At 60.7% G+C, this 12,190-nt stretch carries 13 protein-coding genes; 1 reads left to right on the top strand and 12 read right to left on the bottom strand.

Annotated features, from left to right (window positions below; all coding sequences use genetic code 11):
• The 12 genes from KA184_01050 to cysC all read right to left on the bottom strand — a co-directional run.
• The coding region (locus tag KA184_01050) for an NADH-quinone oxidoreductase subunit N (protein ID MBP8128138.1) at positions 1-732 on the bottom strand (732 nt) is incomplete at its 3' end.
• Positions 733-757: 25 nt separating this feature from the next.
• On the bottom strand, positions 758-2,281 hold the full coding sequence (locus tag KA184_01045; protein ID MBP8128137.1) for an NADH-quinone oxidoreductase subunit M: 1,524 nt from the start codon (positions 2,279-2,281) through the stop codon (positions 758-760).
• A gap of 72 nt (positions 2,282-2,353) precedes the next feature.
• A complete protein-coding gene (gene nuoL, locus KA184_01040; protein MBP8128136.1) occupies positions 2,354-4,456 on the bottom strand; it encodes an NADH-quinone oxidoreductase subunit L in 2,103 nt (700 codons plus the stop codon).
• Positions 4,457-4,464: 8 nt separating this feature from the next.
• Positions 4,465-4,818 (bottom strand): NADH-quinone oxidoreductase subunit NuoK, encoded by a 354-nt coding sequence (nuoK, locus tag KA184_01035; GenBank protein MBP8128135.1) that lies wholly within the window; start codon positions 4,816-4,818, stop codon positions 4,465-4,467.
• A complete protein-coding gene (locus KA184_01030) occupies positions 4,818-5,351 on the bottom strand; it encodes an NADH-quinone oxidoreductase subunit J (GenBank protein MBP8128134.1) in 534 nt (177 codons plus the stop codon). Before KA184_01030 ends, nuoK begins: the two co-directional genes overlap by 1 nt.
• A complete protein-coding gene (locus KA184_01025; GenBank protein MBP8128133.1) occupies positions 5,348-5,908 on the bottom strand; it encodes a 4Fe-4S binding protein in 561 nt (186 codons plus the stop codon). Before KA184_01025 ends, KA184_01030 begins: the two co-directional genes overlap by 4 nt.
• Entirely contained in the window at positions 5,905-7,146 is a 1,242-nt protein-coding gene (locus tag KA184_01020; protein ID MBP8128132.1) for an NADH-quinone oxidoreductase subunit H, read from the bottom strand. The genes KA184_01025 and KA184_01020 overlap by 4 nt, the downstream gene beginning before the upstream one ends.
• A 20-nt stretch (positions 7,147-7,166) precedes the next feature.
• On the bottom strand, positions 7,167-8,318 hold the full coding sequence (locus tag KA184_01015) for an NADH-quinone oxidoreductase subunit D (protein MBP8128131.1): 1,152 nt from the start codon (positions 8,316-8,318) through the stop codon (positions 7,167-7,169).
• Between the two features lie 3 nt (positions 8,319-8,321).
• Positions 8,322-8,795, bottom strand: coding sequence for an NADH-quinone oxidoreductase subunit C (locus KA184_01010; protein ID MBP8128130.1), 474 nt, complete (start codon positions 8,793-8,795; stop codon positions 8,322-8,324).
• A gap of 7 nt (positions 8,796-8,802) precedes the next feature.
• Positions 8,803-9,399: an NADH-quinone oxidoreductase subunit B gene (locus tag KA184_01005; GenBank protein MBP8128129.1), complete on the bottom strand. Its 597-nt coding sequence runs from the start codon at positions 9,397-9,399 to the stop codon at positions 8,803-8,805.
• Complete coding sequence (locus KA184_01000) at positions 9,389-9,826, bottom strand: NADH-quinone oxidoreductase subunit A (protein ID MBP8128128.1); 438 nt, start codon at positions 9,824-9,826, stop codon at positions 9,389-9,391. The genes KA184_01005 and KA184_01000 overlap by 11 nt, the downstream gene beginning before the upstream one ends.
• Positions 9,827-10,107: 281 nt before the next feature.
• Positions 10,108-10,725, bottom strand: a complete 618-nt coding sequence (cysC, locus tag KA184_00995; GenBank protein ID MBP8128127.1) for an adenylyl-sulfate kinase — start codon at positions 10,723-10,725, stop codon at positions 10,108-10,110.
• Positions 10,726-10,950: 225 nt separating this feature from the next.
• On the opposite strand from cysC, the gene KA184_00990 reads away from it, so the two are divergent.
• Positions 10,951-12,108, top strand: a complete 1,158-nt coding sequence (locus KA184_00990) for an anhydro-N-acetylmuramic acid kinase (GenBank protein MBP8128126.1) — start codon at positions 10,951-10,953, stop codon at positions 12,106-12,108.
• The last annotated feature ends 82 nt before the right edge of the window (positions 12,109-12,190 follow it).

Raw genomic sequence — 12,190 nt, 5'->3', positions numbered from 1 at the left:
AGCGCCCTGGTACACGTCCGGACACCAGAAGTGGAACGGCACCAGCGCCATCTTGAAGCCGAGGCCGGCGAGCAGCAGCGCGCCGAGAGCATAGAGAAACACCAGACCGGTTTCGCCGGACTGCACCCTAGCGGCCATGTTTACGCCGATCTGCTTCACTTCCAGCGTCCCGGACAGCCCGTATAGATAACTCAGTCCAAAGAACAGGATGCCCGAGACGACAGCGCCGTAGATCAGGTACTTGAGGCTTGCTTCCGCTGAGTTGCGGTCGTCCTTGAGGAATCCCGCGAGGACGTAGGAGCACATGCTCAGCGTTTCGATTCCGAGAACGAACAGAACGAGATGGTTCGCGGTAACAAGGAGAATGGCGCCGAGAACCGCGCCCAACAGTAACGCGTAGAATTCGCCTTGCCGGTACGCGGCGGTTTCGCCGCTGCGCAGCGCGAAGAGAATGACCGCTGCCGCACCGCAGAGAAAGACCAGCGTCAGGAACGTGGACACCGTGTCATAGGCCAGCATGCCGCTGAAACGGTAGTTGAGGCCGTGAAACACGCCCGCGCCCATGTCGGCCAGCAGCGCGGCCAGCGCCGCCAGCACGGCCGCGAGCGCGGTCAGGCCTGATACCCGGCGGCTGCGAGACAGCGGCGCAAGCATGTCCGCCACAATCACCGCGCACGCGCCCGCGGCCACGAGCAGGATGGGCAAAAAACTGTTGGCTTGACCTGGCGGCATGGCTAATTCTCAATCCGGGACTTTGTCATACGAGGCCCTTGAACAGGCTCATGAACACTTCCGTTGAACCGCTGAAAATGTTGAGTATGAGCATTGGCATGACGCCAAACACGATACAGAGCACGGCGAGCGGCGCAATCGAGATCAGTTCCCACCGGTTGCTGTCGGGAAACCCCGCATGCTCTTCCTTCGGATTGCCCAGGTAGACCCGCTGCATCGTCCAGAGGATGTAAGCGGCGGTCAGCAGCATGCCGAGCGTGGAAACGCCGGCGATCCAGGGGCTGTAGCGGAACGCGCCCAGGAAGACCATGACTTCGCCGATGAACCCGACCAGCGCGGGCAAGCCGAGCGACGCAAAGAAGCCGATCACGGCCAGCGCGAAATAGACGGGCATCTGCACGGCAATGCCGCCGAAACGCGCGATTTCGCGGTGATGTGCGCGTTCATACACCACGCCGACGAGCATGAACATCATCGCGCTGGACAACCCGTGCGCGAACATCTGGAATATGGCGCCGTTGACGCCTTCGGTGCGCAGGATTGCGATACCCAGCAGCACGTAGCCCATGTGGCTCACGGACGAGTAGGCGACCAGCCGTTTGAAATCGCTCTGGCCCAGCGCGCACAGCGCGCCATAGATGATGTTGACGACGCCCAGCAGCGCGAGGAACCACATGACGCCCGGCGCCGCCCCGACCTCCGGCAGCAGGGGATAGTTCAGCCGCAGGATGCCGTACCCGCCCATTTTCAGCAATACGCCCGCGAGTATGACGGAAATCGCGGTCGGCGCCTCGACGTGCGCGTCGGGAAGCCACGTATGGAACGGGAAGATCGGCACCTTGATCGCGAAACCGATGAACAGGCCCCAGAACATGAGATACTGGAATAGAGTCGGGCCGCCGGGCACATTGAAGGGCTTGCGCGCAACGAGTTCCGGAATGTTGAACGCATATTCGGGGAAGCCCGCGGAAGTCATCTTGAAGTAATAGGCCAGCATGACGAGCAGGATCAGGACCGAGCCCAGCAGCGTGTAGATAAAGAACTTGATAGCCGCGTATTCCTTGCGGGGGCCGCCCCAGATACCGATGAGAAAGTACATCGGCAGCAGCATGACTTCCCAGAACACATAAAAGAGGAAGAAATCCAGCGCCATGAACACGCCCATCATCCCCGTGATCAGCAGCATGAACAAGACGAAGAAGCCTTTCACCTGTTTCTTTATGGTGAAGGCGCTGAAACAGGCCAGAAACGAGAGCAGACCGGTGAGCAGGATAAGCATGACCGAAAGCCCGTCAACGCCCAGCCGGAAATAGATGTGATAGGAGGGGATCCAGGCAATTTCCGTGAACGTTCTCCCATCGTAGGGCGAATAGGGCGTGCCCGCCGACAGCAAAGAGGGGTCGAAGACCCGCCACAGGTACAACGTCAGCAGGAAGACGATGCCGCTGGTGGCAACTGCCGCCGCTCGGATCGCGTTGTGTGCGCGGCCCGGCAACACCAGCATGACGGCCGCGCCGGCCAGCGGCACGAAGGTAATCAGCGAAAGCAGAGATTTGTCCATGGCTTTGTTTCAATTCCGGCTATTTATTCGTTCTTCCCACGTGTAGTGTTCGCGTATTTCTCATTGAATCTGGCAATACACCAGGAAACAGGCGCCGCAAATGACCAGTAGTCCCACCACCGTCAGCAACAGATAGTCGCGAATGCGGCCGGTCTGGGCTGCCGCGAGGCGCTCCCCGGCCGCATAGGTTGTATTGGATGCTCCATTCACGAACAGGCCGTCGACGATGCGACGGTCCACCCACTCAATGACTATGGACCAGACGATGCTCAGGCGCCCAAAGAGGTTCACCACCGCGTCGATGATCTTCCGGTCGAACAGGGCGGCGAACGCGCCCAAGGCGCGCGTGGTCATCACGAAACAAGCCATGTAAATTTCGTCAAAATAGTACTTGTTCAGCAGAAGCGTGTGTACCGGCCGGAACGTCTTGACGAAGAATTCGGGCTGCAGGACCGTGCGCCCGTTGCGCCGCTGCAGGTACATCAGCGCACCGAAAACGATGCCGCTCAGTGCGAGCAGCGTAGAAAGCTTCATGGCGATGCCGTGCGCGGCATGTTTCGCTTCTGATGCGGGGTCGTGGGCTTCGTCGTGCGCGTGCGTGACAGCCTGGCCGCGTTCCGGCGCATGCTCCATCGCTCTTTCCGTGATGGGGGAGTGGAAACCGGCTTCACGGAAGTCGGAGACCTGCTCAATGCCGTCCCGGCTGGGATTCATGACGCCGAACCACTGACCGAACCCGCCTCCGATGACCGCCAACGCGCCGAGCGCGATGAGCGCCGCCAGCATCGGCCACGGGACTTCATGCGCGTGGCTGTAGGCGTGATGGTCGCGCGGTTTTCCGGTAAAGGTCAGAAAGAACTGCCGGAACATGTAGAACGCGGTCAGAAACACGGTCGTAAACCCGGCGACGGGCAGGAACCAATGGCCGTGCAGCATGGCGAAGGCCAGTGCGTCGCTGAGAATTGCGTCCTTGCTCCAGAAGCCGGAAAACCCGGGGAAACCGGTCAGCGCCAGCGTCGCGAGCAAGTAACACACCGTCGTGATTGGCATTTTGTGGCGCAGACCGCCGTACTTGCTCATGGACTGTTCGTGATGCATCGCGTAGATGACCGCGCCCGCGCCCAGGAACAGACCGGCCTTGAAAAACGCGTGCGTTGTGAGGTGGAACAGTCCGGACACGTACCCGCCCACGCCCAAAGCCAGGATCATGTATCCGAGCTGGCTCACGGTCGAGTAGGCGAGCACTTTCTTGATGTCGTCCTGCACCAGCGCGATGGTGGCCGCAAACAAGGCCGTGAACGCGCCGACGTACGCGATGAAGAGCAAAGTCGGTTCATTGAAGAACGGCAACAGCCGGCCCGTCAGGTAGACGCCCGCCGCCACCATGGTGGCGGCATGAATCAACGCGCTTACCGGCGTCGGGCCTTCCATCGCGTCCGGAAGCCAGACATGCAGCGGGAACTGCGCGCTCTTGCCCATGGCGCCGAAGAAGAGGCCCAGCCCCGCCAGCGTCCGCCACGATTCCGAGAGGGTTCCGTCGCTCACGGCGGCAAACAGGTCCGCGTAGTGCAGCGATCCCACCTGGAAATAGCAGACCATGATGCCGATAAACATGCCAACGTCGCCGAGGCGTGTTGTGATGAACGCCTTCATCGCCGCGTCAGACGCCGACTTCTTTTCGAACCAGTGGCCAATAAGCACATAGGAGGAGAGGCCGACCAATTCCCAGAACATGTACAAGTACAGGAGATTGTTCGCGAGCACGAGCCCGAGCATCGAGGTCGTGAACAACAGCAGCGACGCATAGTACCGCCCGTAACGGACATCGCCTTCCATGTATTTCGTCGAAAAGAGATGGACAAGAAAGCTGACCAGCGTCACTACTACCAGCATGACGGCGGTCAGGCGGTCCACCATCAGTCCGCCATTCAGGTTCACCCCTGCGCACAGGGGCAGCCAGTCGAACGTCACGTCGAGCATGATGTGCTGCGGCGACCGCCACGCCCTGTAAAACAGCAGCAGCGCAAGAAAGAGGCATGTGCCGAGCACGGACGTGGCGATGAAATCGCCCCGCCGCGGCAGACGCTTGTTGCACAGGCCAAGCAGCAGGAACGCAGCCAGCGGCAGCGCAAAGATTAACAACGCATATGTCAGCACGGTCATGTCCACGGCTACTTCTTCATCCGCTGCGGTTTGTCCACCTGGACGGAGCCGAAATTGTGAAACAGGTTGATCAGGATTGCCAGCGCGATTGCGGCTTCGCATGCCGCGAGAATAATGATGAACACGCCCATGACCGGGCCGGACAGCGCCCCATCCGTCTCCAGCCCGCCCCGGAAATGCCAGAAGGTCATGAAGTTGAGGATCGCGGCGTTGAGCAACAGTTCTATGCCGATAAGGACGCCGATCGCGTTACGGCGCATGATGCAAGCGGTGAGACCCAGACAGAATAGCGCGACGGCGACGAGCAGGTAGAGGTGAATGCCGCCGGGATGGGCGCTGAACAGGTTGGCGGTGTTTGGCATTACTCGCGCCTCCGCACCAGATAAGCCGCGCCCACGAGGCAGAACAAGAGCGTAATACCCGCGACTTCCAGCGGCACGAGGTACGTAGTGAGCATTTGCCTGCCCAGCGCGCGCACCTCGCTTGGTGGCTCCGCCGCGGACGGCGTCACCTGCCAGGGTGTGTTCAGTACGGCAGTGGCCAGCACCGCGAAGAGCACCACGCCGCAGACTAGCGCGGCGGCGTACAGGTATCGGGACTCGATGGGTTCGCGCACGATGGGCGCGCTCGTGAGCAGAATGCCGAACATGAGCAGCACCAGAATGCCCCCGACATAGATGATGATTTGCGTGACGGCAAGGAAGCCGGAGCCGAGCAGGACGTAGTAGCCCGCCATGCCGACCAGCGTGAAGAACAGGGCAAATGCCGCATAGACGATCCGGCGGCTGAACGCGGCGAAGCAGGCGGATACGAGCACGAGCGCAGTGATCCCCCAGAAGGAGATGTTCGCTCCCTGCCACGCCGCGGGCGCGGCCCCTGCAAGGTCCGGGGTCATGCCGTGGTGCCCTCCTGCTGTTCCTTCGCCTTCTTATCCAGCGCCTCTCTTGCCGCCTTTGCCGCTTTTTCGGCGTCCTTTTGCGCGATACGGTCCTTCACTGCCTGGATCTCTTCCTCCGTCTTGGGCCGGGCCAATTCACGAACACAAAGCGCGCGCGACCCTGTAGCAAGGTTATATCCTTCCGTCAGCTTCAGTCCGCTTGACTGGCAGCCCTCCGCGCACAGATTGCAGAACAGGCAGCGCGCGTAGTCGATTCTGAAGTGGAGCATGAGCTGGTCTTTGCCGCGCCCGACTGTCTCGATATCGATACAATCGACGGGGCAGACCATGGCGCAGCGCCGGCAGATGGTGCAGCTGTCCTCGTCATAAGTGTGAATTCCGCGGTGGGTGGGCGGGATGACGGGCCGCTGCTCGGGATAACGCAACGTGACCGGCTTCGAGAAGAAGTAACCCAGCGTCAGGCGCATCCCCGCATAGGTGGTCACAATGCCGGCCCAGATATCGGCGAAGTACTGAGCCAGCGGGTTGCGCCTGCGTTTCACTTGTGCGCTCATGAGAATACCACCACTTGGATCATGGCCCACAGCACGCATAGGAGGCTGACGGGCAGAAAAACCTTGAGACACAGATACATGACCTGGTCGATACGGATGCGCGGCAGCGTCCAGCGCACCCAGATCATGACGAAATAAAGGAGAAACGCCTTGCCAACCATGTTGACGACGCCAATTGTCTCCGATGCCGCGATACGCAGCCCCTGGCCACTGAAAAGCGCCCCAAACCCGCTTGCGACGAAGAGAAAGACTTTGTCAAGGAAGGAGTCCACGCCGGAGATCCCCCCGCTCATTGCCTGGCTCCACAGCGACAGGAATGTCAGACCCTCGGGCACGTCCGGGCGCGGGATCGGGCCATGCCACCCGCCCAGGAACAGTATCGCCGTCAGCGCGGACATGACGTACATGGCCGCATACTCCGACATGAAGAAGAAGGAGAAGCGAATGCCGGAGTACTCGGTGTGATATCCGGCGACAAGCTCGCTTTCCGCCTCGGGCAGGTCGAAGGGGGCGCGTTTCGTCGACGCGAGCCCGGCAACATAAAACACTATGAACGCGATGAAGGCCGCGGGCGAGCGGAATACCGTCCAGCCAAGTATCCAGGGATGCTCCAGGCCGAACGCGTCGTGCGTTTGCCATTGCACGATTTCGCCCAGATTCAGCGACCCCGCAAGCAGCACCACGACAAGCACACACAGCCCCACGGGGATTTCGTAGGACAACATCTGGGCCACAAGGCGCACGCCGCCGTACAGCGACCATTTGCTGCCTGAGGCCCAACCCGCCATCAGTACGCCGATGACTTCGATAGCCTCAAACGCCAGCACGTAATACAACGCCACGTCCATGTTGGACAACACGAACCGCTCGCTGAAGGGCAGTACGGCATAGGGGATCATGACGCCAAGAAACACGAGCAGCGGCGCGGCCTCGAACAGTAACCGGTGCGCGGCGCGCGGGATGATATCCTCTTTTGCGAGGAGCTTGATGCCGTCCGTCAAGGGCTGCAGGATACCGACGGGGCCAACGCGGTCCGGGCCGAACCGGACTTGGATAAATCCGGCGATGCGGCGCTCCCCGTACGTCCAGACGAGCGCCATAAGGCCCATCCACGCGGCGAAGAACAGACCGCCGAGCGTGTAGACGACTGCAAAAGGCACCCACGCCGGCATGTGCTCGAGCGCTGGCCACAGGGTGCGCATCGCGCCGCTCTCGAATGACCGTACAAACTCGTCCATTGGCTACGCCACCGGTTGCGTCATCGGTCCACCTCGCCCAAGACGATGTCGATCGAACCGACGATGGCTACGACGTCCGCCAGAAGCACTTCCCGGCAGATTTCGTGGGTAATGCTCAAGTTGCAGAACGACGGCCCGCGCGCTTTGATGCGCAACGCCTTTGAACCGCCGCCGGAAACGATATAGAAGCCCAGTTCGCCGCGCGGGTTTTCGCACGGCACGTAAACCTCGCCTTCCGGCAGGTCGATGGTGCGCGGCAGCTTCGCCATGACCTCGCCCTCGGGCAAACCGTCGAGCGCCTGCTCCACTATGTTGCAGCTTTCCATTATCTCGCGCATCCGTACCCAGTACCGATCCCAGCAGTCACCGACCGTGCCCTTGGCGCCTTCGCCGACGGGCACGTCAAAGGCAAAGCGCTCGTAGAGAGAATAGGGATGCTGCTTGCGCAGGTCATACCGGACGCCGCTGCCGCGCAGGCACGGTCCGGTCAGCCCCCAGGCTATGGCTTGTTCGCGTGAAATCGCGCCCACGTTCGCGGTGCGCTTGACGAAAATCTGATTCTCGGACAGCAGGGTGTTGTATTCGGGCCAGGCCTTGCGCATCTGCGCGAGGAACGCGCGGATGTCCTCGGCCAGGTCCGGGGTGATATCGCGCGCGACGCCGCCAATACGCGAATAGTGGTAGAGGAGCCGGCCGCCACTGACCTTTTCGAAAATCGACAAGATCATCTCGCGTTCACGGAACGCATAAAGGAACGGCGTGAACGCCCCGAGGTCGAGCGCGTAAGTGCCGAAAGCTATCAAGTGCGATGCGATGCGGTTCAGTTCGGCCATGACAACGCGGATGTAGACCGCGCGCTCCGGCACTTCGATGCGGCCGAGTTTCTCGACAGCCAGGCAATAGGCCAGAGCATTGTTCATCGCCGCCAAGTAGTCCATCCGCTCCGTATAGGGGATGATCTGCGGGTACTTGATCGATTCGGCGACCTTCTCGAAACAGCGGTGCAAGAACCCGATCTGCGGCCACGTCTCGCGGACCATCTCGCCGTCCGTGCGCACGACAAGACGCAGCACGCCATGGGTCGAGGGATGCTGCGGACCCATGTTGATCAGCAGTTCCTCGGTCCGCAGCGCATTCTCGCGCGAGGCGGCTATGGTGCGTTTGTCTGCCATAGGCTACTCATTGGTTAAGCCGTGGTAACTCTTCGGCGGCACGTAGTCCTTGCGCAGCGGGAAGCCTTCCCAGTCGTCCGGCAGCAAAATCCGCCGCAGGTTTTCGTGGCCCTCGTACACGATGCCCATCATGTCGTACGCTTCCCGCTCGTGCCATTCGGCGGCGGGCCAGAGGTCCGCGACACTTGGGATGCGCGGGTCGGCGCGCTCCACGTCGATGCGCAAGGTAACCGCGTGGCCATGCTCGTAGGAATACAGGTGATACACGGAGGAGAACCGTTCGCCGCGGTCCACTCCCGAAATCAACCTCAGAAAGTCGAACCGGAGACCGTCCTCGTCACGCAGGAAGCCGGCAATATCATGCCAGGCCGCTGGCGCCGCCTGAATATACGAGTCGCCATGCTCGACGGCGCGCCATTCGGCCACTGCGTCGCCGAATCGCGCTTTTAATTGCGCATGGATCTCTTCTGTGGTCATGGTGCCGTCATGATCCTTGATAACGTTCTCGAATCGGGTGTGCCCGGCTAATCTTGGCTTGCAGCCACAGGAGCGCGTCTATGAGCGCCTCCGGGCGCGGTGGGCAACCCGGCACGTATACATCCACCGGCAGGAAGCGGTCGATCCCTTTTACTACGTGATAGCCGTATACCGAGTAGGGTCCACCGCCAATCGTGCATGCGCCCATTGCCATCACGTATTTCGGCTCGGGCATCTGGTCATACAGCCGCTTCACGCGCGGAGCCATTTTGTGCGTTACCGTGCCCGCAACAATCATCAGGTCCGCCTGCCGGGGCGTGGGCCGGAACGCGCCCGCGCCAAAGCGGTCCAAATCGTATTTCGACGCGCCGGTGGCCATCATTTCAATGGCGCAGCATGCGAGCCCGAACGTCAGCGGCCATAACGAACTCGCCCGGGACCAGTTCACCGCGGCATCCAGCGGAATGACCGCGAGAGGCAAGCCCTCTTCCCGGCACACCTTCACGTAGTGCAGGTAACGCGTCAAATCACGCGGCTCACGCAAATACGTGGTCAGCAGCTGTTCGGCTGTCTGCGGCGTATCGTGAGGCGCTTCAGGCAACATGCTCTCCACGCTCCGGATGCCCCGTTTCTTTGCGTACCGTCTTGTATACCTGCTCCCCAATCCAATCCAGATTGCCGTAGCGCCACTCGTAAGCCAGACCAAGCACCAGCAAGAGCATGAACAGGAGCAGCGCACCCAGGGGGACCCAGCCTGCGCCCGCCGCGGCCATTTCTTTCAACACCAGTGCCGCGGGAACCAGCACCACGACCTCCACGTCGAACAGCAAGTAAACCAGCGCAACGGTGTAGAACCGGCTGTTGTAACGTATCCAGGCCGAGCCGATGGTCGGCTCGCCGCATTCATATATGGCGTTCTTCGTTGTGTTTGGACGCTGGATGCGGATAAACCATCCCAGCAGCAGCGTGGCCACAACGACGACAACGCCCAGTAGTAAGAACACGACAACCGCAGCGAACTCTTCATACATGACAAAATCGCTTCCCTTACGCGCAGACAACGGGGAAAACGCGTGGACGCATAAAGACTCTTAAATGCTCGCATAAACCGGGTGTGAATTGCAAGTTATTCGCGGCAGGTAATCCAGCTTTTCATATCTCAAGCATAATACGCAGATATCTTGTTGTCTGCACAGGGCACTTAGCGCTGTGGGCCGGAGGCTGGCGCGGGCTTAGTCCAAACACCCTTGTACGATAGCCGTACAGCCCAGTGCGCCCGGTATCAAGGTATTTACCTACCGGTACGTAGTGTTCACGAACCCGCCTTCAGGATACCCCGTTCGATCAGGTAGTTGAGCACGCGCGCCGTGCATTCCGCCAGCGACTCCGAGCCCGTGTCGAGCACGAGTTCCGCATTCAGCGGCTCTTCATATGGCGCCGATATCCCCGTGAACTCGGGGATAACGCCAGCGCGGGCCTTCTTGTACAGGCCTTTCGGGTCGCGCTCCTCGCACACGCTCACGTCAGCCTTTACGTATACTTCGATAAACCGGTCTCCGGCGATGGCCCGTGCCTTGTCACGGTCGGCCCGGTACGGAGAAATGAACGCCGTCATGGCGATCAGGCCCGCATCCGCAAACAACTTGGCCACTTCGCCAATACGGCGGATGTTCTCTTCCCGGTCCTCCGGCGAGAAGCCAAGGTCTTTGTTAAGCCCATGACGGACATTGTCGCCGTCGAGGACAAAGGTCATACACGCACGGTCGAACAGTTCCGATTGAACGGACTGGGCAATCGTCGATTTCCCCGATGCGGAAAGACCGGTAAACCAGATCACGGCCGGCTTGTGGCCGTAGCGCGCCTCGCGTTCTTCCAGCGTTACCGTGTGGTCATGCCACGTAATATTGGTCGCCTTGATCACATCTGCCATGATACATCCCTTTGTTTTTGCCTCAAAGTCTCTTGCACGGCGGGAACCGTGAATATACCAGACCTGACCGGCGCGACGCGAATGCGGCGCGGCGTTGCGCTGATCCCAGTCAGGACATTGTCGTTCAGTTGCTTGGCTGCACGAACAATCGAAGCGGGCAAATGTGGTACTATGAGAAGGAGAGAGTGTGTGCTGTAATTCGTGCAAGCGGAAGGGACTGCGAGCATGAACCTGGAAGAACTGCGCAACAAGCCTGCCCGGTTTGTGATCGGGCTCATGTCGGGAAGCTCGAGCGACGGGCTGGAGGCTGTGCTGGTGCGGGTCAAGGGTACGGGCCCGGGGCAGGCCATGAAACTAATCGCGCACAGGCATTTTCCCTATACGCCATGGTTTCGCACGCGTCTTCTCGCGGAGCACATGGATTCAAAAGAAATCTGTCTGCTCAATTTCGAACTGGGGGAGCGATTCGCGGACGCCGTAGTGGAATTGCTTAAGGTCGCGGAGACCAACGATTGCACCGTCGACTTCGTTGCCTCGCACGGACACACCGTCGCGCATATCCCGCCCTCCGCCGAGGAACCCTGCGGTACCTTGCAGATAGGCGAAACGGCGGTCATAGCCGAACGTACCGGGTTGCCGGTCGTCTCGGACTTCCGGCCGCGCGACATGGCCGCGGGAGGGCAGGGCGCGCCGCTGGTTACCTACGCCGACTGGGTGCTATTCCGGAAATCCGAGAATCCGGTGGCGTGTCTGAACATTGGCGGCATCGCGAATTTCACCGTGGTCACGCCTGAATTCGAGAACGTCATTGCCTTTGACACGGGGCCAGGCAATATGGCGATTGATGGCGCGGTTCGTTTGCTCACGCGTGGAACGAAAGAATTCGACAAGGACGGAGAGGCGGCAGCCAAGGGTATCGTGGTCGACGAATTCCTCGAATACCTGCTCAGTCCGCGCTATTTTCACAAGGTGCCGCCCAAAAGCACGGGCCGAGAGGAGTTCGGCGCGGCGGTGTACCTGCGGGACGCGCTCGCCGCGCGGCGGGAGCACTCTTATGAGGACCTGGTAGCCACCGTGACGCACGCCGTCGCACAGAGCATCAGCGACGCGTTCAAGCGGTTCATTCAGCCGCAGCACGACATTTCATACATGGTCGTGGCCGGTGGCGGCGCGAAAAACAAGACGCTCATGAAGCTGTTGCGCAAGGCGTTGCGCGGGGTTAAGGTCTTCACCAGCGACCAGTACGGCATCCCGATGGAGGCGCGGGAAGCCGTCGCCTTCGCCATCCTCGGCAACGAGACCATCTGTGGCACGCCCGCGAACGTGCCGCGCGCCACCGGCGCCCGCAGACAGGTCATCCTCGGCAAAATTACGCCGCCATGACGAACCGGACCCAAGAGGTGTCCGTGCTTCTTGACGTCGCAGGGGCCATGCTGAGGGGCAAGCGTCTTGTTGGGAGTGACGC

It is taken from the genome of Candidatus Hydrogenedentota bacterium (assembly GCA_018005585.1).
In the GTDB taxonomy this organism is placed as follows: domain Bacteria; phylum Hydrogenedentota; class Hydrogenedentia; order Hydrogenedentales; family JAGMZX01; genus JAGMZX01.
This window is presented reverse-complemented; position numbering and strand designations above follow the sequence as displayed.

Coding starts and splice junctions, on each gene's coding strand:
- nuoL (MBP8128136.1), bottom strand. CDS start 4,456: ATGACCGTGCTGACATATGCGTTGTTAATCTTTGCGCTGCCGCTGGCT.
- KA184_01025 (MBP8128133.1), bottom strand. CDS start 5,908: ATGAGCGCACAAGTGAAACGCAGGCGCAACCCGCTGGCTCAGTACTTC.
- KA184_01010 (MBP8128130.1), bottom strand. CDS start 8,795: ATGACCACAGAAGAGATCCATGCGCAATTAAAAGCGCGATTCGGCGAC.
- KA184_01000 (MBP8128128.1), bottom strand. CDS start 9,826: ATGTATGAAGAGTTCGCTGCGGTTGTCGTGTTCTTACTACTGGGCGTT.
- KA184_01005 (MBP8128129.1), bottom strand. CDS start 9,399: ATGTTGCCTGAAGCGCCTCACGATACGCCGCAGACAGCCGAACAGCTG.
- KA184_01015 (MBP8128131.1), bottom strand. CDS start 8,318: ATGGCAGACAAACGCACCATAGCCGCCTCGCGCGAGAATGCGCTGCGG.
- nuoK (MBP8128135.1), bottom strand. CDS start 4,818: ATGCCAAACACCGCCAACCTGTTCAGCGCCCATCCCGGCGGCATTCAC.
- cysC (MBP8128127.1), bottom strand. CDS start 10,725: ATGGCAGATGTGATCAAGGCGACCAATATTACGTGGCATGACCACACG.
- KA184_00990 (MBP8128126.1), top strand. CDS start 10,951: ATGAACCTGGAAGAACTGCGCAACAAGCCTGCCCGGTTTGTGATCGGG.
- KA184_01020 (MBP8128132.1), bottom strand. CDS start 7,146: ATGGACGAGTTTGTACGGTCATTCGAGAGCGGCGCGATGCGCACCCTG.
- KA184_01030 (MBP8128134.1), bottom strand. CDS start 5,351: ATGACCCCGGACCTTGCAGGGGCCGCGCCCGCGGCGTGGCAGGGAGCG.